Genomic DNA, 18,871 nt, shown 5'->3' on the forward strand with positions numbered 1-18,871 from the left:
GATGTCGGTGGGGCGGGGCGACGGCCCCGCAGGGCGATCATGCCCCTCGCCGGCGACATCGGGAAGGGGTCTTGACGACCCCTCTCGGCGGGTCTACGTTAACAACCAATCAGTTGAACAAGTGATCGGTTGAATAATGGATGCGACGAACGCCGACGACCGGCTCGACCGCGCCTTCATGGCGCTGGCCGACCCGGTCCGCCGTCGCATCGTCGCCCGGCTCAGCCGTGGGCCGGCGTCCGTCACCGAACTCGCCGAACCGTTCGACATCACCACGCAGGGGGTGTCGAAGCACATCCAGGTGCTCGAGTCCGCCGGACTCGTCACCCGGAGCCGCGACGCGCAGCGTCGCCCCGTGCACCTCGACGCGGCCGCGCTCGAGACGCTCACCGAGTGGATCGACCGCTACCGCCTCATCGCCGAGCAGCGGTTCCGTCGCCTCGACGCGCTGCTCGCCGCCGCCGACGGCGCCGACGCCGCGGCATCCGAACCGGAGGACCGATCATCATGACCACCGAGACCGCCAACCCCGTCACCATCGACGCGCCCGAGGGCCTTCCGTACGTCGACATCGAGCGCGTCTTCGACGCGCCCGTCTCCGCCGTCTTCGACGCGCACCGCGACCCCGAGAAGGTCCGGCAGTGGCTCGGCCCCGACGGCTACGAGATGCGCATCGAGCGCTGGGACTTCCGGCCGCAGGGCGGCTACCGGTACGTGCACATCGATCCCGACGGCAACCACTGGGCGTTCAACGGCACGTTCCACTCGATCCGCGAGGACGAGTTCGCCGTCCAGACCTTCGAGTTCGAGGGCGCGCCGGATGTCGTGAGCGTCGAGTCGATGACGTTCGAGGACCTGGGCGACGGTCGAACGCGCCTGCGCGGCCATGCCGTCTACCCCAGCCTCGACGCCCGCGACGCGATGGTCGAGCACGGCATGGAGCGCGGCGTCGTCGAGGGCTACGCGCGCCTCGACGCCCTGCTCGCCGGGCGGACGCCGTCGTGATCCGGCCGCGCTCCGGCGTCGCCTCACCGGCACGACCCGGCGTCACGGCGGCCGGGCCGTTCGTGCGGCGCGCCGGCACGATGGCCGCCGCGGCCGCGGCCATCCTGCTCGCCCTGCTGGCGCTGTTCCTCGTGATCCGGTCCGATCTCGATCCGACCTGGACGTTCCTCAGCGAGTACGCACGGGGCGACGCGGGGTGGCTGATGGCCGTCGGCTTCCTGTGCGCCGCGGCCGCCGCGGCCGGCGCCGCGGTCATCGGCTGGTCCGCCGGTCGCGTCGTGGGTCGCATCGGCGCGGTGCTCGCAGGGCTCAGCGCCCTCGGGTTCGTGATCGCGGCCGCGTTCCCTGCCGACCCGGCGGAGGTGCCGCTCGAGGACGGCACGGCGACCGGCACCCTGCACGCGGTCGGTGCGACCCTCAACCTGACGCCCTACGCGCTCGTGCTCATCACCATCGGGCTCCGCCGCGCGGCCGGATGGCGCACGCGGCGCCTCGCACTCGGCCTGCTGGCCGGACTGGCGCTCGCCGCGGAGCTCGCGTTCATCGCCTCCGCCGCGTCCGCGGGAGGCGAGTTCGGTCCGGGGACGTTCGCGGGGCTGGCCGGCCGGGTGTCCGTCGCGGCGTTCGCCGCCTGGGTCGTCGTGGCCGGGCTGCCGTCGCGCCGTGCCCGAACCGGCGCGACGGCCGAGGGTTCCGAGACGGTCGAGCGCGGCGCGCTCGGCACCGCCGACGTCTCCGACGTGGACGATGTCGACCGGACCCGGCGGTCCGCCACGCGACCCGGCTGATCGAACCGGAAGGACCTGACCAATGGACTGGACCCTCGAAGTGGTCATCGTGCCCGTGCACGACCTCGACCGTGCCATCGAGTTCTACCGCGACCGGGTCGGCTTCGTGCTCGACCACGACACCCACGCCGGCGAGCACCGCTTCGCCCAGCTCACGCCGCCCGGCTCCGGCTGCTCGATCGTGATCGGCACCCTGCCGGCGCAGGCCGAGATGGCGCCGGGCTCGCTGAAGGGCGTGCAGCTCGTCGTCGCCGACGCCGAGGCGGCCAGGGCCGAGCTCGTCTCGCGCGGCGTCGACGCCGGCCCCGTCCGGGTGATCGACCCGCGCGACGGCGGCACCCTCTTCGGCTTCGCCGACCCGTACGGCAACACCTGGGTCGTGCAGCAGATCCGGGCCAGGGCCGAGCGGCCGCTGATCCCGCCTGAGGCGCGAGCCCGGTTCGGCGATGAAGTCCCTGCCGACCCTGCCACCCCTGCCGACCGACGGTGAGATGACGCGAACTGCTCCGCCGGCTTCCTCGTCGAGCAGTTCGCGTCATCTCGCGACCCGTCGCGGGCAGGCCACCGGACCGGAATCGGACCGCGACGAGCCGGCGGTCGCGCGCGAGCATGGGAGCGTGCCCGAGTTCCCCGAGATCCTCCGCTACGCCGCCTTCACCACCGACCCCGCCGGCGGCAACCCCGCCGGCGTCGTGCTCGACGCGGCCGACCTCGACGCGGCCGACATGCTACGCATCGCGGCCGACGTCGGGTACGCCGAGACCGCGTTCGTGACCGGCGGCGGTGGCGGCGTCCGCGACATCCGCTACTTCTCGCCCATCGCCGAGGTGCCCTTCTGCGGGCATGCGACGGTGGCCACGGCCGTCGCGCTCGCCGAGCGCGACGGACCGGGCGACATCCGCTTCGCCACGCCGGTCGGCGAGGTCGCGATGCGGACCACCGTGGTCGACGGGCGGCTCGTGGCCTCGTTCACCAGCGTCGAGCCGCGGGTCGAGTCGATGCCGGCCGAGGTCCTGGCGGAGCTGCTCGACCTGGTCGGGCTCGACGTCGACGCCCTCGACCGGCGCCACCCGCCGCGGATCGCCTTCGCCGGCAACCGGCATCCCGTCCTCGTCGTCGCCGACGCGGGCGTGTTCGACGGGTTCGCGTTCGATCCCGCGCGCGCCCGCGCGCTCATGGACGAGCACGGCTGGCCCGCCACGATCACGGTGCTGCACCGGCAGGAGGATGCCGCCGACGGCGGCCTGCGGTTCGAGGCGCGCAACATCTTCCCGGTCGGCCGGATCGTCGAGGACCCGGCGACGGGGGCCGCCGCCGCGGCGGTCGGCGGGTACCTGCGCGGGCTCGGCGCGGTCGTGCCGCCGGCCCGCGTCGTCATCTCGCAGGGCCGCCACGTCGGTCGCCCGAGCGAGCTCGTCGTCGACGTGCCGGCCGCGGGCGGGATCGTCGTGAGCGGATCGGCGGTGCCGATCGCCTGAGCGCGACCTCGGTCAGAACCCGTAGAACGTGCGGAGCCCGGACAGGGCGAGTTGCACGCCGATGGTCGCGAGGAGCAGCCCGCCGAAGCGCGTGAGCATCGCCGCGGCCGAGTCGCTGAGCCGTGCGAACGCGGTGCCGAGGAACGCGAACCCGACGAACACGAGCACGCTCACGACGGCCACGCCCACGAGCGCCGCGAACAGGCTCGTCCAGCCGTCCTGGAACGTCGACACGGCGATCACGGTCGTGATGCCGCCCGGGCCGGCCATGAGCGGCGTCGCGAGCGGGAGGACGAGCCCGTTCTCGTCCGCGGGCCGCTGCTGCGCGGCCGCCCCGCCCTGCGCCCTGCTCGGTGCACCGCCGTAGAGCATCTCGACGCCCATCGCGGCGACGATGAGGCCGCCGACCACGCCGAACGCGCCGAGGTCGATCCCGATGAGCTGGAGCAGCTCGCGGCCGACGAGGGCGCTGACCGCGAGGATGCCGAACACGACGATCGCGACGCGGAACGCCGCCGCGCCGGGCGAGGCCCTGCCGCTCGACCACGTCGTTGAAGATGACGATCTTCACCGGGTCGATCGGGTTGACGATCATGAAGATCGCGATGAATGCCTGGACGTAGATCTCGGCCGTGGTCACGTCGTCTCCTCAGTCGCCGGTCGTCGCGGTCAGTGCAGCGGATCCCGCCCGTCGTCGTCGGTGGTCCGGTCCGGGACGTCCGCGACGTCGCCGCGCGCCCTCGGGTCGTGGTCGACGATGCCGTCGACGTCGTCGGTCGGCACGCCGGTCGACTCCGCGTTGAGCGCGTCCATCGCGCGCTGCGACGCGTGCCGGGGCACCAGGTCGCCGTCGATCCGCGTGAGCACGGCGTGCAGCGGCGGCTCTGCCGCACCCGGCACCTTCTGGACCGGCACGGTCGGCAGGTCCTGGCGGAGGCCGAGCCGGCGTTGGAGCTGCCGCATCCACCTCGGCCCGCGGCCGATCGCGCCGGCCTCGAGCGGCGCCTCGACCTCGAGCCCGTAGTACTCGCCGATCTGGTCGACGAGCTGCGCGCGTCGCGCGAGCTCGTAGGCCCGGCGCTCCCGGCTGAACGCGATGATCGTCGACCAGCACATCATCAGCATGACGACGCTGAACGGCAGCGCGATGATGATCGCGGCGGTCTGCAGCGCGCCCAGGCCGCCCGCGAGCAGCAGCGAGATCGACAGCAGCGCGGTCGTCAGGGTGAAGAAGGTGCGCACCCACTTGCGCGGGTTGATCTGCCCACCCGTCGCGATCATGCCCATCACCAGGGCGCCGGAGTCGGACGAGGTCACGAAGAAGATCGTGATGAGCAGGATGACGCCGAAGGTGAGCACCGTCGAGCCGGGGAAGTAGCTCAGCAGCGCGAACAGGGTGCCCTCGATGTCCACCGCGCCGTCCGCGCCGACGAGGCTGCCCGGCTCGGTGAGCTCGAGGTAGAGCGCCGAACCCCCGAGCACGCTGAACCAGAGGATGCCGATGAGCGTCGGGACGATGATGACGCCCGCGACGAACTCCCGCACCGTGCGACCGCGCGAGATGCGCGCGATGAAGATGCCCACGAAGGGCGCCCACGAGATCCACCAGCCCCAGTAGAACGAGGTCCACGACGCCTGCCACGACTCGCCGTCGGCGCCCTGGAAGGCGCTGACGTTGAACGAGAGCCCGATGAAGTTCTGGATGTACGTGCCGATCGACTGCACGAACTCGCGCAGCAGGAACTCGGTCTGCCCGAACACGAGCAGGTAGAGCACGAGCACGCCGGCGAGCACGAGGTTGGTCGACGACAGCCACTTCATGCCGCGCGTGACGCCCGAGAGCACCGACGCCAGCACGAAGACCGTGATCACCATGATGATCACCACCTGCGTCGTCTCGGTCGGGTCGACGATGCCGGCGGCATCGAGCCCGGCGCTGATCTGCAGCACGCCCAGGCCGAGCGAGGTGGCCACGCCGAACAGGGTGCCGGCGAGGGCGACGACGTCGATGACGTTGCCCCACGCCCCGCGCACGCGCTTTCCGAGCAGCGGCTCGAGCGTCCACCGGATCGAGATCGGGCGCTTGCGCCGGTGGATGGCGTACGCGAGGCCGAGCCCGACGACGACGTAGATGGCCCAGGCGTGGATGCCCCAGTGCAGGTACGTCTGGCTGAGGGCGGCCGAGGCGAGCTGCTCGGGCGTCCCCTCGATGCCGGGTCGGGGCGAGACGAAGTGGCTGAGCGGCTCGCTCGCGCCGTAGAAGACGAGGCCGATCCCCATGCCGGCCGCGAACAGGAGCGAGAACCACGCGCCGAGCGAGAACTCCGGCTTGTCGTCGTCCTCGCCGAGCCGGATGTCGCCGTACCGGCTGAACCCGACGAACAGGCTGAACGCGACGAAGAACGCGGCGATGAGCACGTAGTACCAGTTGAACGCGTTCACGATCGACGACTGCACCGCGCCGAAGAACGCCTCGGCGAGGTTCGGGGCCAGGAGCGCGAACCCGCTGAACGCGATCACGACGATCGCGGCGGGCCAGAACACCCATCGCTCGATCGACGTCTTCGGCAATCGCAGCCGCCGGCGGCCGTTGGAGTCGGGGGGCATGGTCGTGGGCGTCCCGTCCATGCTCCTCCACGATACGCCCCCGTCGCTAGGCTCGGACGAGACATCCCGGCGAGGAGGACCACGTGATGCAGACCCGAACGCTCGGCCGGAGCGGCCGCACCGTCTCCGTGATCGGACTCGGCACCTGGCAGCTCGGCGCGGACTGGGGGGAGGTCGACGAGGCCGACGCGCTCGCCGTGCTCGACGCCTCGCACGCGGCCGGGGTGACGATGTTCGACACGGCGGACGTCTACGGGGACGGACGCTCGGAGTCGATCATCGGGACGTGGCTCGCCGCGAACCCGGGCTCCGGCGTCACCGTCGCCACGAAGATGGGCCGGCGGATGCCGCAGGAGCACGCGAACTACTCCCTCGAGCACTTCCGCGCCTGGACCGACCGGTCGCGGCGCAACCTCGGCGTCGAGACGCTCGACCTCGTGCAGCTGCACTGCCCGCCGACCTCGGTCTTCGGCGACGACGCCGTCTACGACGCGCTCGACACGCTCGTGGCCGAGGGCGCGATCGCGGCGTACGGCGTGAGCGTCGAGAAGGTCGACGAGGCGCTCGCGGCGATCGCCCGGCCCAACGTGGCGACCGTGCAGATCATCCTCAACGCGTTCCGCCTCAAGCCGGTCGAGGAGGTGCTGCCCGTCGCCGAGCAGTACGGCGTGGGCATCATCGCCCGCGTGCCGCTCGCGAGCGGCCTCCTGTCGGGCCGCTACACGCTCGAGACCGAGTTCGCCGCGAACGACCACCGCTCCTTCAACCGGCACGGCGAGGCGTTCGACGTCGGCGAGACCTTCTCGGGCGTGGACTACCCGACGGGGGTCCGTGCCGCCGCCGAGTTCGTGGAACTCGCCCGCGAGGCCGCGCCGGATGCCACGCCCGCGCAGGTCGCGCTCGCGTGGGTCGCCGGCCGGTCGGGCGTGTCGACCGTGATCCCGGGCGCGCGCAGCCCGGAGCAGGCGCGCGCGAACGCCGAAGCGGGCTCGCTCGACCTGCCCGCGTCGTTCGACGACGCCGTGCGCGACCTGTACGACCGCGAGATCCGCGCCGCCGTGCATCACCGCTGGTGACCTCGACGGGCTCAGCTCCCGCCCTCCGGGCGGAAGAGCACGAGCTCCGACTCCCTCGGCGCGGCCGGGCAGCCCGTCCAGTCGAGGTGGAACCGCTGTGCGAAGCGCAGCGAGCCGTCGTCGGCGCGCGCCGCGAGCGTGACCGTGTCGGGCCGGCCGTCCGCGAGGGGGACCGTCCAGTGCGCGTCGTCCGCGTGCTCGAGCAGCCTCGTCCCGTCGGCGCAGCCCGACCAGCACTGCACCTCGGCCGTCCCGGGCTTCGCGGCCCGGACGGTGAGGGTGCGCGCCGACTCATCGGGCGTGCAGTCGCCGTCGGGGGCGCACCCGGCGAGGGCGAGCGCGGCGGCCGTCGCGACGGCGATCGCGGAGCGGAATCGGCGCATGGGGTCACGGTACTGTGCCAGATCCGGCGCGCACCACGCATCCCGCTCGTGGCCCGGTCGGGGGCGTCGGGATGATCGACATCCTCACGGGCTTCGCCGTGATCGCGCTCGCCGTGGTCGTCGGCTGGGTCGCGGCGCGCACCGGTGCGGTCGGCCCGGGTGCGAGGCCGGTCCTCGCGCGGCTGAACTTCAACGTGCTCGCCCCGTTCCTGCTGTTCTCGGTGCTCGCGACCGCCGACGTGCGCGAGCTCTTCTCCGCGCTGCTCCCCGTCTCGGCGATCGCGGCGATCGCGATGCTGGCGATCTCGGCGACCGTCTCCCTCGCCGTGCTGCGGCGCGGCGTCGCGCACGCCACGATCGCCGCCCTCGCCGCCGGGTACGTCAACGGCAACAACATCGGCATCCCCATCGCGCTCTACCTGCTCGGCGACGCCGCGTTCTCGGCGCCGGTGGTGCTGCTGCAGCTGCTGCTGTTCGCGCCGGTGGCGCTCGCGGTGCTCGGGGCGAGCGTGGAGGGGCGGACCTCGGCCGGCGCCATTCTGCGCTCGACGTTCACCAACCCGATCATCATCGGCTCGCTCCTCGGCGTGCTCGTGTCGGTCACCGGCGTCGAGCTGCCGCCCATCGTGCTCGACCCGATCGAGCTCATCGGGCACGCGGCGGTGCCGCTCATGCTCATCGCGTACGGGATGTCGCTGCACGGGCAGCGCATGTTCGAGCCGGGCACCGGGCTGCGCGACGTGCTCGTCGCGTCGGTGCTGAAGCTGTTCGCGATGCCCGCTCTGGCGTGGGCGGTCGGCGCGTTCGCGTTCGGGCTGTCGGGTCAGCAGCTCTACGCGGTGACGGTGCTCGCGGCGCTGCCGACCGCGCAGAACGTGTTCGTGTTCGCGCAGCGCTACGAGACGGCCGAGCTCGTCGCGCGCGACACCGTGTTCCTGACGACCGTCGGGTCGGTGCCGGTGCTCCTCGCGGTGTCGCTGCTGCTCGGCTGAGCCGGTCGACGTCGCGGATGGAACGGCCCCGCGCCGCACGCCGCCCTGCGCGATGCCGTGGGCGCGGGGCAGGATGGGCGCACACGCGCACCCGAGGAGACCCGAATGCCCTTCCTTGACGACGCCGGAGCCCCGCTCGAGGGGCTGCGGCTCGAGCAGCGCCCCGCCGACGGCTACCGGTTCGAGCTGCGCGCCGCGGTGCGCTACGTCGACGTGCCGTCCGGCCGGGCCTACCGCGCCCCCGCGGCGGGCGAGGCTCCGCCGCCCTCCGGCACGACCGACCTCGCCTCGGTGCCGACGCCGCTGTGGGGACTCATCGCGAGCTACGGGCGGCAGTCCGCGCCCGCCGTGCTCCACGATGCGCAGTCGCTCGCGGCGCGATCGCTCGACGACCCGGCCGTGGCCCTCGTCCGGCGACGGGAGGACGACGACGTCTTCCACCGGGCGCTCCGCGAGCAGGGGGTGCCCGCCCTGCGTGCTCGGCTGATGTGGGCGTGGGTCTCGGCCGATCGCGAGCGCGAGTACGGCGGATGGCGCGGATGGCTCCTGCTCGGCCAGGTCGCGCTGGGCGTGATCGCGATCGTCGCGGCGGTCGTGCTCGGCATCCAGTGGCATCCGGCGTGGCTGCTGCTCGCGCTCGCGCCCGCGCTCGCGGCGTTGCCGTGGGGCGCGCTCGCGCGACTCGTGATCACGCTGACCTACCCGCTGGCCCTGCTCGGTCCCGTGCTCCTGGTGCAGCTGCTCGCGATCGGGGTGTTCCGCGCGGTCGAGGCGGTCGTGGAGGTCCTGGTCGGCGGCGACGCACGGGACGTCGTCCGGCCGACGGTGCGCGCGGCGGTGTCCGCGAACCCGGATGCGGACGCGCGATGACCCCGATCGGCGCACCGGGTCCCCTCGTCGTGATGGGGGTCTCCGCCTCGGGCAAGTCGACCGTCGGGACCAGGCTCGCCGAGCGGCTCGGAGTGCCCTTCGTCGACGGTGACGACCTGCATCCGGCGTCGAACGTCGAGAAGATGCGTGCGGGTGTCCCACTCGACGACGCCGATCGCGCCCCATGGCTGGACCGGGTGGCCGCAACGCTCGTACGCGGCGCGGATTCCGGGATCGTCGTGGCGTGCTCCGCGCTGCGACGCTGGTACCGCGACCGGATCCGCACGAGCGCGCCGGGCACCGCCTTCGTCCACCTCGAACTCTCGCAGGCCGCGCTGCGGGGGCGCGCCCGGGCGCGCGTCGGCCATTTCATGCCCCCGGCGCTCCTCGCCTCCCAGCTCGCGACGCTGGAGCCGCTCGAAGCCGACGAGACCGGGATGACGCTCGATGCCGCGCAGCCCGTCGACGTGATCGTCGAGCGGATCGTCGCGCGTCTGGGGGACGCCGGCTGACCCGACCCGCCTCTGCGGCCCGCGTTCAGGGCTCTCCCTGATCCACGCGATGCGGAGAGTCCGTATCGTTTCTCCCGGTCGCACATCGCGGACACGCAGGGGGAACTGTCCCCGCGGTGTCGACCGGAGAGCCGGCCGCGCTGGAACCCGACCCGACGGGATGCGCGAGCCGGCTCCCCCTTTCCTCCGGGCCCCGCGGGCGCTGCCCGCGAGCGCACCGGCCCGCGATGGGGCAGACTCGAACGGGTGACCCCGAGCCTCCTCGACGCCGCCCCGAAGCCGTACGACGCCGACACGATGTACGACGCCTTCGTCGACTGGGCGGCGGATCGCGGGTTCGCGCTCTACCCCGCGCAGGAGGAGGCGGTCATCGAGCTGGTGTCCGGCGCGAACGTGGTCCTCTCCACGCCCACCGGCACGGGCAAGTCGCTCGTCGCGGTCGCGGCGCACGCGGCATCCGTCGCCCGGACCGCCGCCGACCGGGACGCGGGCCGGCCGTGGGGGCGCACGTACTACACGGCGCCGATCAAGGCGCTCGTGAGCGAGAAGTTCTTCCAGCTCGTCGAGATCTTCGGGGCGCAGAACGTCGGCATGGTCACTGGCGACAGCTCGGTCAACGCGGAGGCGCCGATCATCTGCTGCACGGCGGAGATCCTCGCGAACCTGGCGCTCCGCCAGGGCGCGGATGCGGCGGTCGACCAGGTCGTCATGGACGAGTTCCACTACTACGGCGACCCCGACCGCGGGTGGGCCTGGCAGGTGCCGCTCATCACGCTGCCGCACGCCCAGTTCCTGCTCATGTCCGCGACGCTCGGCGACGTCACCGACATCGCCGATGACCTGACCCGCCGCACGGGGCGCGAGACCGCGCGCGTCACGGGCGTCGAGCGCCCCGTTCCCCTGCACTTCTCCTACGCGAAGACGCCGGTCCAGGAGACCGTCGAGGAGCTCCTCGAGACGAAGCAGGCACCCGTCTACATCGTGCACTTCTCGCAGGCCGCCGCGATGGAGCGCGCGCAGGCGCTCTCGTCGATCCGGGTGGTCACGCGCGAGCAGCGCGACGAGATCGCCGAGGCGATCGGCGGGTTCCGCTTCACGACCGGGTTCGGCAAGATCCTCTCGCGCCTGGTCCGGGCGGGCATCGGCGTGCACCATGCCGGCATGCTGCCGCGCTACCGCCGCCTCGTCGAGACGCTCGCGCAGCGTGGCCTGCTCCGCGTCATCTGCGGCACCGACACCCTCGGCGTCGGCATCAACGTGCCGATCCGCTCGGTGCTCATCACGGCGCTGTCGAAGTACGACGGGCAGCGGATGCGGCAGCTCAGCGCGCGCGAGTTCCACCAGATCGCGGGGCGGGCGGGCCGGGCCGGCTACGACACCGCCGGCACCGTCGTCGTGCTCGCGCCCGACCACGAGATCGAGAACGAGACCGCGATCCGCAAGGCGGGCGACGACCCGAAGAAGCTGAAGAAGATCGTCCGCAAGAAGCCGCAGGCCGGGTTCGTCACCTGGGGCGAGGGGTCCTTCGAGCGCCTGGTCGACGCCGAGCCGGAGCCGCTCGTGCCGCAGCTGACGCTCTCGGCGGCGATGCTCATCAACGTGATCGGGCGCGGCGGCGACGCGGTCGGCGGCATCCGCTCGCTCGTCTTCGACAACCACGAGCCGCGCGCCCGGCAGTTCGAGTTGGCCCGCCGGGCGCTCGGGATCCTCCGCACGCTGCGCGACGCCGACGTCGTCGAGATCCTCGAGGCGCCGAGCACCGCGCTCGGTGTGGAGCTCCGGCTCATGGTCGACCTGCAGCCGAACTTCGCGCTGAATCAGCCGCTCTCGCCGTTCGCGCTCGCCGCGATCGAGCTGCTCGACCCGCAGACCAGCGAGCAGGGCACCGGGCACTACTCCCTCGACGTCGTGTCGATCATCGAGTCGACGCTCGACGACCCGCGCCCGATCCTGTCGCAGCAGCAGTACAAGGCGCGCGGCGAGGCGGTCGCGGCCATGAAGGCCGACGGCATCGAGTACGACGAGCGGATGGAGCTGCTCGAGCAGGTGACCTGGCCGAAGCCGCTCGACGAGCTGCTCGCGCACGCGTTCGAGACGTTCGCCTCGAGCCAGCCGTGGGTGCGCGACTTCGAGCTCAGCCCGAAGGCCGTGGTGCGCGACATGTTCGAGCGGTCCATGTCGTTCGGCGAGTACGTGTCCTTCTACCAGCTGCAGCGCAGCGAGGGGCTCGTGCTGCGCTACCTCTCCGACGCGTTCCGCGCGATCCGGCAGACCGTGCCCGACGAGCACAAGGACGAGGAGCTGCTCGACCTCATCGAGTGGCTCGGCGAGCTGGTGCGCCAGGTCGACTCGAGCCTCGTCGACGAGTGGGCCGAGCTCGTCGACCCCGGCGCGCACCTCCCGGAGGACGAGGCGCCGGTCGTGCCGCCGGCGCCGCCGTCGGTCGTGACGAACCGCCGCGCGTTCACCGTGCTCGTGCGGAACGAGCTGTTCCGCAGGGTGCAGCTCGCCGCGCTCGAGCGCGACGAGGAGCTCGCCGAGCTCGACCCCGACGTCGACTGGCCGGCCGCGCTCGACGCGTACTACGACGAGCACGACGAGATCCCGACGGGCGGGCCCGCGCGCTCGCCGCGGCTCGTGACGATCGACGAGTCGGATGCCGCGAACGGCACCTGGCGCGTCGAGCAGGTGATCGACGACCCCGCCGGGCACCACGACTGGCGCATCCGGGGCGAGGTCGACCTCGCCGCCTCCGCCGAGGAGGGCACCGCGGTCGTGCGCATCACGGGACTCGTGCGGCTGTAGCCGGCCGGCGACGGCTGCTCAGGCGAGCGCGAGCATGCCCGCGGCCACCAGCGCGAGCGCGAGTCCGGCCCACTGCACCGGGGCGATCCGCTCGCGCAGCACGAGCGCCGCCAGCAGGATCGTGCCCGCCGGGTACATCGCGCCGAGCACCGCCGCGACCGCGAGGTCGCCCGAGCGGATGGCGAGCAGCAGCAGCACGTTCGCGGTCGCGTCGACCAGGCCGCACGCGAGCGCGAGCACGAGGCCGGAACGCGGCGATGCGCGCGGCGTGCGCTCGTCCGAGCGCGGGCCGGCGCCCTGAGCCGGCGGCGGAACGACGGGGGAGCCGCCGACCCGGATCGGTCCGCCGGGTCCCGCGGTCGCATGGTCGGTCACCGCGTCCGAGGACCGGGCGAGCGCCGACTCCGGCGTCGCGACGATCCGCCTGCGGGCCGCGACGAGCGCGACCACGCCGAACGCGGCGAACAGCAGCGCGGCCGAGACGACCCGGTTCGCGACGAGGGGCACGACGCCCGAGGCCTCCGAGGTGTGCGAGATCGCGATGTAGTACCCGCCGATCGCGAGCCCCGAGCCGACCGCGAGCAGGAGCCCGCGCGCGCTCGGCCGGACCGCACCGCGCTCGGGCACGAATCCGACGAGCACGACGGCCACCAGCGCGGCACCGAGCCCCCAGGCCCCCAGTGCCCCGAACCGCTCCGCGCCGACCAGCGTGCCCCAGAGCATCGGCGTCACGGCCGACATGAGGGCGGTCAGCGGCGAGAGGATGCTCATCGGGCCGATCGCGAGGCACGCGTACAGCAGGGCGATCGCGACCGCGCCGATCACCCCGGAGACCGCGCCCCAGGCGACGTCGACCTGGGTCCACGCCCCGCCGAGGACGGGCAGTGCGACGATCATCAGGACGAGGCCGGAGACCGCTGCGAGCGCGGTGACGAGCAGGGTGCTCATCCGCTTCGCGGCGAGGCCGCCCAGGAAATCGGCCGCGCCGTACACGAGCGCGCCGGTGAGCGCCAGGGCGGCGGTGAGCATGGGCGCCAGCCTACGTCGACCGACCGACGCGTGCTCAGATGAGCACGGAGCCCTGCTCATCCGAGCGAAATCGGGCCGAATCGTTGAACGGGCGGTGACGGATCGGTCAAGACCCTTCCGATCGCGCTGCTCGGATCCTAGGCTGCGGAGCAGTGTCCGCCTGCAACCCGGGGCGTGCACGTGCGACGCCGGGGGAGCGCAGGGCCGATCTCCCGCATCCGTCAGGCAGAGGAGATCACGCAATGCAGCAACGTTCCCCCGGCGCGGACCCGCGCGCCACGTCCCCACGTCGGTCGCGCGGTCGCGCGGCGGCCGGCGCACTCGCCGGCGTCACCGCGGCCGCCCTCGCCTTCGGCGGTGCGGCATCCGCGCAGGCCATCCCGCCGGACGGCTTCCCGCCGAAGGCGAAGGCGAAGGCCTTCGTCGAGATCAACCTCGCCACGGTCAACGACTTCCACGGCCGCATCGAGGAGAACGGCGCCGCCGCCGGCATCGCGCGCCTGTCGACCGCGGTCAACGAGCTGCGGGCCGACAACCCGAACACCGTCTTCGCGGCCGCGGGCGACCTCATCGGCGCCTCGACGTTCACCTCGTTCATCCAGAACGACGTGCCCACGATCATCTCGTTCAACGAGGCGGGCCTCGACGTGAGCGCGGTCGGCAACCACGAGTTCGACCAGGGCATGTCCGACCTGACGGACCGCGTGATGCCGCTCGCCGACTGGGAGTACCTCGGCGCGAACATCTACGACAAGGGCACCACCGACCCCGCGCTGCCGGAGTACTGGGTCAAGGAGTTCGACGGCGTCCGCATCGGCTTCGTCGGCGCCGTGACCGACGAGCTCCCCTCGCTGGTGAGCCCCGCGGGGATCGCGAGCATCGACGTCGGCGCACCGGTCGACGCGGCGAACCGCGTCGCCGACCAGCTCAGCGACGGCGACGCCGCGAACGGCGAGGCCGACATCGTGGTCCTCCTCGTGCACGAGGGTGCGGCGACCACCAGCGTCGAGTCGGCGACCGACCCCGACTCCCGCTTCGGCAAGATCGTGCTCGGTGCGAACGACAACATCGACGCGATCGTCTCCGGTCACACGCACCTCGCCTACAACCACGTGATCGACGGTCGCCCCGTCATCTCGAGCGGCCAGTACGGCGAGAAGTTCTCCAACATGGAGATCACGTACAACGTCAAGAGCGGCAAGATCGCGCGGATGAAGAACACGATCTACGACATGTCGTACACCGACGCGGACCGCAACCGCTTCTACAACTACGAGCCGGACCCGGCGCTCGTGCCGATCGTCGCCGAGGCCACGGCCGTGGCCGACGAACTCGGCAACGTCGTGCTCGGCGACGCGAGCAGCGCGCTCGGCCGGGCCGTCCGCGACGACCCGTCGCTGATCCCGTTCCCGGAGAACCGCGGCGGCGAGTCGGTGCTCGGCAACTTCGTGGCCGACGTCCAGGAGTGGGCGCTCAACGTCGACGGCACGCGGAACGTGCAGATCACGTTCATGAACCCGGGTGGCCTGCGCGCCGACCTGGATGCCGGTGACGTCACCTACCGCGAGGCCGCCAACGTGCAGCCCTTCGCGAACACCCTGGTGAGCATGGACCTGACCGGTGAGCAGATCAAGGCGGTGCTCGAGGAGCAGTGGCAGCCCGCCGGTGCGAGCCGTCCCTTCCTGAAGCTCGGCGTCAACGAGGAGTTCACCTACACCTACGACCCGGCTGCGGCGCAGGGTTCGCACATCACCGAGATGTGGCTCTCGGGCGTGCCGATCGACCCGGCCGCGACCTACTCGGTCGGCGTCAACTCGTTCCTCGCCTCCGGCGGTGACAACTTCTTCACCCTGGACGACGGCATGAACAAGGCCGACAGCGGCAAGATCGACCTCGAGTCGATGGTCGACTGGTTCGACGCCTTCGGCACCGCGACGCCCGACGTGATGCAGCGCGCGGTCGGCGTGCACCTGCCGGGCGGCACGTCGGTCTCGGCCGGCGCCTCGGTCACGGTCGAGCTCTCCTCGCTCGACTTCACGCGCGACGAGGTCGACGCCGACGTCGCGATCGTGTCCGTCGGCGGCGTGGAGGTCGGTTCCGCGCCGATCGACACGTCCTACACGCCGAACTACGACGAGGTCGGACAGGCGAGCGTCGTGATCACGGTGCCGGCCGGTGCGAGCGGGCCGACGACGTTCGACGTGTTCGTGCCCTCGACCGGGACGACCACGTCGTTCACGCTGAACGTGGGCTGAGCCGCACGATCCATCGGCAACGGCCCCGGGCGCTCCGCCCGGGGCCGTTCCCCGTCTCACCGCGCGGGTACGCTGGTGGGGTGACTTCCCGGGGTGCCCGCGCGATGCGCGGCGCGGCGATCGCCGCGTTCGCCGTGCTCGCGGCATCCCTCGCCCACACGGTCGGCGGTGGGAGCCCGCCCGGGGTGCTCGCGATCGTGCTGGCCCTCGCCTTCGCGACGCCGGTCACCATGCTCCTGGTCGGCCGACGCACCACGCCGCGCCGCGCGACCGCCGCGGCCCTCGTCGCGCAGGCCGCCCTGCACCTGCTGTACGCCGTCGGCTCCCCGCTCGGTGCGACCGCGCCCTCCGTCGACCCGCACGCCCTGCACGCGGGCGGCACCATCCCGATCGGCGCGTTCGTCGCGGTCGACCACGGCCATGCCGGCATGCCCGTGGCGCACGTGGCCGCCGCGCTCCTGACCGTCGTGTTCCTCGCCGTGCTCGCTCGCTCGCTCGACTCGCTCGCCACGCTCGGCGACGCGTTCGCCCGCGGCATCCGCCTGCTCGTCGCCGTGCTCGCCGGCGTCCCGGTCCCGTATCGCGCGACCCGTCGCCTGCCGGCCGTCCGTCGCACCGGGCCGCCCGACCTCTCGCTCGTCTTCCTCTCCACGTTGCGGCATCGCGGGCCGCCGGTCGGGCTCGCGGCCGCCTGAGCGGTCACGATCCCGAACCATTCGCGCCGAGGCGCCGAACCACTGCCGTGACGAACCGGCAGCGCGTCCGCGCACCATCGAGAAGAAGAGACCTGATGCGATCCCTCACCCGTACCACTGCCGCCGCCGCGACCGCCCTCGGCGCCGGCACCCTGCTCGCCCTCGCCGCGCCCGTCGCGGCCCAGGCCCACGTCGTCGTCAACCCGAGCGCCACCGCGGCAGGCTCGTACGCCGTGCTCGAGTTCGCCTCGGGCCACGGCTGCGACGGCTCGTCGACCACGTCGTACACCATCGACATCCCCGAGTCGATCCTGTCGGTGACGCCCACCCTCAAGACCGGGTGGGAGGTCGAGAAGGTCATGGTCGACCTCGACGAGCCCGTCGAGGGTGCACACGGCGACGTCGTCGCCGAGCGTGTCGGCCAGGTCGTGTACACGGCCGACACGCCCCAGCCCGACGGCTTCCGCGAGACGTTCTCGGTCCAGGTGCTCCTGCCCGAGGACGCCGCGGGCGAGCGCCTCGAGTTCCCCGTGCTGCAGACCTGCGAGGAGGGCTCGACGAACTGGAACGAGTCGGCCGGCGCCGACGGCGTCGAGCCGGAGCACCCCGCGCCCGCCATCGAGGTGACGGAGTCGACTGGCGACGGCCACGGTCACGGCGCCGCCGAGGAGTCCGACGAGCACGGCGACGAGCACGCCGACGAGCACGCCGAGGCGGCGGAGGCCACCGCGTCCACGCAGGGATCGGTCGACGTGCTCGGCCGAGTGCTCGGGATCACCGGCATCGCGGTCGGCGCGGCGGGCCTCGTGGTCGCCGTCGCCGCACGTCGCGGGACGAAGGCCTAGCGATGGCCACCGCACGGAGGCTGCCGCTCGCCGCGGCCGGGGCGGCGCTCGCCGTCGCGGCCGCGGTGGCGGGCCCGGCGCTGCCCGCGTTCGCCCACAACACCGTCGTCGCGGTGTCGCCCGACGGCGAGGAGGCCGTCACGGAGCAGCCCGGCACGGTGTGGCTCGAGACGAACGACGCGCTCCTGGTCGCCGAGGGCGCCGGCGCGATAGACGTCGTCGGGCCCGACGGGCGTCACTACGCGACCGACTGCGCGAGCATCTCGGGCGCCGTCGCGAGCGTCCCGGCCCAGCTCGGCCCGGCCGGGGAGTACACCGTGGTGTGGCGGGTCGTCTCCGCCGACGGCCACCCGATCTCGGGCGACTTCGCCTTCGACTGGGAGCCGGCCGACGGCCAGCCGACCGCCGAGGGCACCGACGAGCCGGCCTGCGCCACGACGGGGTCCGGCGAGGCGTCGGACGACTCGGATGCCGCGGCGTCCGCCGACGGCGGGTCGACCGCCCTGGCGGGAGACCTCCTGTGGATCGGGGGCGGACTCGTCGTCGTCCTCGCGGTGGCCGCCGTCGCGTTCCTGCTGGTCCGGCGCCCGGCGCCGACCCCGGACGCCGGGGAGGTGCCGCCCACGGGCGCGTCGCCCGACGGCGGAGCACCGGCCGCCGGCCGGCCGTCCGACCCGGACGGGCCCGCAGCCGACCCGAACGGGACGGACGGCGCCGACCGGGCCTGACGGGCGCGCGGATCCGACGGCGGGCGCGGGCGCAGCGGCGCCCGTGCCCGCAATCGTGGTTCAGGTGCCGCTGAACGCGGCAGGAGGCAGCGACGTCTCGTCGTCCTCGATCGCGCGGACCAGGCGGTCGGCGACCGCGGCGGGGTCGTGACCCTGCGGGAACCGGGGGGCGACGCCGAAGAGCGGCCGGTCGGCGAGTCCGGTCTCGATGTGCCCGGGATGCGCGTCGAGCAGTCGGATGCCGGTGCGACGCAGCTCGCGCCCGGCGGCGGTGAGGTACGCGGCCAGGGCGGCCTTCGAGGCCGAGTAGCTCGCCAGGCCCGCGGTCGGAAGCTCGGCGACGATGCCCGTGAGGGCGAGCACCACCGGCCCGCGGCCGTCGGCGGCCGAGCCGCGCAGCGCCGGCACGCTCGCCGAGATGATGCGCATCGGCGCGAGGGCGTTCACGGTGAACAACGTCTCGAGATCCTGCGGCCCGGTCTCCTCGGCGGTGTCGAAGCCGACGACGCCCGCGGCGAGCACGATCAGGTCGAGTCCGCCGAGCGCCTCGCGCGCCCGCTCGACGATCTCCTCGGGTGCCGTCTCGTCGGTGAGGTCGATCGCGATCGTCTCGACGGCCCCCGGCGACTCCGCCAGGCGGGACGCGTCCCGCCCCTGCAGCGCGAGCCGGGCGCCGCGCTCCGCGAGCCGCTCGGCGATGAGCGTGCCGAGCGCCCCGGTGGCGCCGACCACGAGGGCGCGGGTGCCGTCGATCTGGGTCATGCCCGCGAGACTAGACCGGGCGGATGCCGCGGGCCGCGGGT

Annotated in this window: 18 protein-coding genes and 1 pseudogene; 14 read left to right on the forward strand and 5 right to left on the reverse strand. The window is 73.1% G+C overall.

All coding sequences use genetic code 11. The annotated features are described in order from the left end of the window. Nucleotides 1-136: 136 nt before the first annotated feature. From ABME01_RS01715 to ABME01_RS01735, 5 genes are all read left to right on the forward strand, one after another. The gene (locus tag ABME01_RS01715) at nt 137-511 is read left to right on the forward strand and encodes an ArsR/SmtB family transcription factor (RefSeq protein ID WP_353826639.1); all 375 of its coding nucleotides are present in this window, start codon (nt 137-139) and stop codon (nt 509-511) included. Continuing rightward, nucleotides 508-1,005 (forward strand): SRPBCC family protein, encoded by a 498-nt coding sequence (locus ABME01_RS01720; protein WP_353826640.1) that lies wholly within the window; start codon nt 508-510, stop codon nt 1,003-1,005. The genes ABME01_RS01715 and ABME01_RS01720 overlap by 4 nt, the downstream gene beginning before the upstream one ends. Continuing rightward, complete coding sequence (locus ABME01_RS01725; protein ID WP_353826641.1) at nt 1,002-1,793, forward strand: DUF998 domain-containing protein; 792 nt, start codon at nt 1,002-1,004, stop codon at nt 1,791-1,793. The genes ABME01_RS01720 and ABME01_RS01725 overlap by 4 nt, the downstream gene beginning before the upstream one ends. A 22-nt stretch (nt 1,794-1,815) precedes the next feature. Next, nucleotides 1,816-2,283 carry a VOC family protein gene (locus ABME01_RS01730; protein WP_353826642.1) on the forward strand — a complete coding sequence of 156 codons (468 nt, stop codon included), beginning with the start codon at nt 1,816-1,818 and terminating at the stop codon, nt 2,281-2,283. A 127-nt stretch (nt 2,284-2,410) separates the two neighbouring features. Continuing rightward, a complete protein-coding gene (locus tag ABME01_RS01735; RefSeq protein WP_353826643.1) occupies nt 2,411-3,271 on the forward strand; it encodes a PhzF family phenazine biosynthesis protein in 861 nt (286 codons plus the stop codon). Between the two features lie 12 nt (nt 3,272-3,283). On the opposite strand, the pseudogene ABME01_RS01740 reads toward ABME01_RS01735, so the two are convergent. Continuing rightward, nucleotides 3,284-3,775 (reverse strand): annotated as a pseudogene (locus ABME01_RS01740) (MarC family protein); the annotation flags it as partial. A gap of 165 nt (nt 3,776-3,940) precedes the next feature. After that, nucleotides 3,941-5,899, reverse strand: a complete 1,959-nt coding sequence (locus tag ABME01_RS01745; protein WP_353826644.1) for a BCCT family transporter — start codon at nt 5,897-5,899, stop codon at nt 3,941-3,943. A 65-nt stretch (nt 5,900-5,964) separates the two neighbouring features. Between ABME01_RS01745 and ABME01_RS01750 the strand changes: the two genes are divergently transcribed. Then, nucleotides 5,965-6,954: an aldo/keto reductase gene (locus tag ABME01_RS01750; RefSeq protein WP_353826858.1), complete on the forward strand. Its 990-nt coding sequence runs from the start codon at nt 5,965-5,967 to the stop codon at nt 6,952-6,954. 11 nt (nt 6,955-6,965) lie between these two features. Here the strand turns inward: ABME01_RS01750 and ABME01_RS01755 are convergent, their stop codons facing one another. Then, nucleotides 6,966-7,337 (reverse strand): hypothetical protein, encoded by a 372-nt coding sequence (locus ABME01_RS01755; protein WP_353826645.1) that lies wholly within the window; start codon nt 7,335-7,337, stop codon nt 6,966-6,968. Between the two features lie 71 nt (nt 7,338-7,408). On the opposite strand from ABME01_RS01755, the gene ABME01_RS01760 reads away from it, so the two are divergent. The 4 genes from ABME01_RS01760 (at nt 7,409) to ABME01_RS01775 (ending at nt 12,516) form a co-directional block, all read left to right on the forward strand. Next, nucleotides 7,409-8,329 (forward strand): AEC family transporter, encoded by a 921-nt coding sequence (locus ABME01_RS01760; RefSeq protein ID WP_353826646.1) that lies wholly within the window; start codon nt 7,409-7,411, stop codon nt 8,327-8,329. A gap of 105 nt (nt 8,330-8,434) precedes the next feature. Then, nucleotides 8,435-9,199 (forward strand): DUF1353 domain-containing protein, encoded by a 765-nt coding sequence (locus ABME01_RS01765; RefSeq protein WP_353826647.1) that lies wholly within the window; start codon nt 8,435-8,437, stop codon nt 9,197-9,199. Then, entirely contained in the window at nt 9,196-9,711 is a 516-nt protein-coding gene (locus tag ABME01_RS01770; protein WP_353826648.1) for a gluconokinase, read from the forward strand. Before ABME01_RS01765 ends, ABME01_RS01770 begins: the two co-directional genes overlap by 4 nt. Nucleotides 9,712-10,008: 297 nt before the next feature. After that, nucleotides 10,009-12,516, forward strand: coding sequence for a DEAD/DEAH box helicase (locus ABME01_RS01775; RefSeq protein ID WP_353826859.1), 2,508 nt, complete (start codon nt 10,009-10,011; stop codon nt 12,514-12,516). 18 nt (nt 12,517-12,534) lie between these two features. On the opposite strand, the gene ABME01_RS01780 is transcribed toward ABME01_RS01775, so the two are convergent. Continuing rightward, nucleotides 12,535-13,545 (reverse strand): EamA family transporter, encoded by a 1,011-nt coding sequence (locus tag ABME01_RS01780; protein ID WP_353826649.1) that lies wholly within the window; start codon nt 13,543-13,545, stop codon nt 12,535-12,537. Between the two features lie 242 nt (nt 13,546-13,787). On the opposite strand from ABME01_RS01780, the gene ABME01_RS01785 reads away from it, so the two are divergent. The 4 genes from ABME01_RS01785 to ABME01_RS01800 all read left to right on the forward strand — a co-directional run bounded on the left by ABME01_RS01785 (nt 13,788) and on the right by ABME01_RS01800 (nt 18,068). Further along, nucleotides 13,788-15,800, forward strand: coding sequence for a bifunctional metallophosphatase/5'-nucleotidase (locus ABME01_RS01785; protein ID WP_353826650.1), 2,013 nt, complete (start codon nt 13,788-13,790; stop codon nt 15,798-15,800). An 80-nt stretch (nt 15,801-15,880) separates the two neighbouring features. Further along, nucleotides 15,881-16,495 (forward strand): hypothetical protein, encoded by a 615-nt coding sequence (locus ABME01_RS01790; RefSeq protein ID WP_353826651.1) that lies wholly within the window; start codon nt 15,881-15,883, stop codon nt 16,493-16,495. A gap of 95 nt (nt 16,496-16,590) precedes the next feature. Then, a complete protein-coding gene (locus tag ABME01_RS01795; protein WP_353826652.1) occupies nt 16,591-17,340 on the forward strand; it encodes a YcnI family copper-binding membrane protein in 750 nt (249 codons plus the stop codon). A 2-nt stretch (nt 17,341-17,342) separates the two neighbouring features. Next, nucleotides 17,343-18,068, forward strand: a complete 726-nt coding sequence (locus ABME01_RS01800; RefSeq protein ID WP_353826653.1) for a copper resistance CopC family protein — start codon at nt 17,343-17,345, stop codon at nt 18,066-18,068. Nucleotides 18,069-18,128: 60 nt separating this feature from the next. Here ABME01_RS01800 and ABME01_RS01805 read toward each other — a convergent pair whose 3' ends face one another. Continuing rightward, nucleotides 18,129-18,830 carry an SDR family NAD(P)-dependent oxidoreductase gene (locus ABME01_RS01805; protein WP_353826654.1) on the reverse strand — a complete coding sequence of 234 codons (702 nt, stop codon included), beginning with the start codon at nt 18,828-18,830 and terminating at the stop codon, nt 18,129-18,131. Nucleotides 18,831-18,871: the final 41 nt, after the last annotated feature.

The sequence above is a fragment of the Agromyces litoreus genome (assembly GCF_040496015.1).
Lineage (GTDB): Bacteria > Actinomycetota > Actinomycetes > Actinomycetales > Microbacteriaceae > Agromyces > Agromyces litoreus.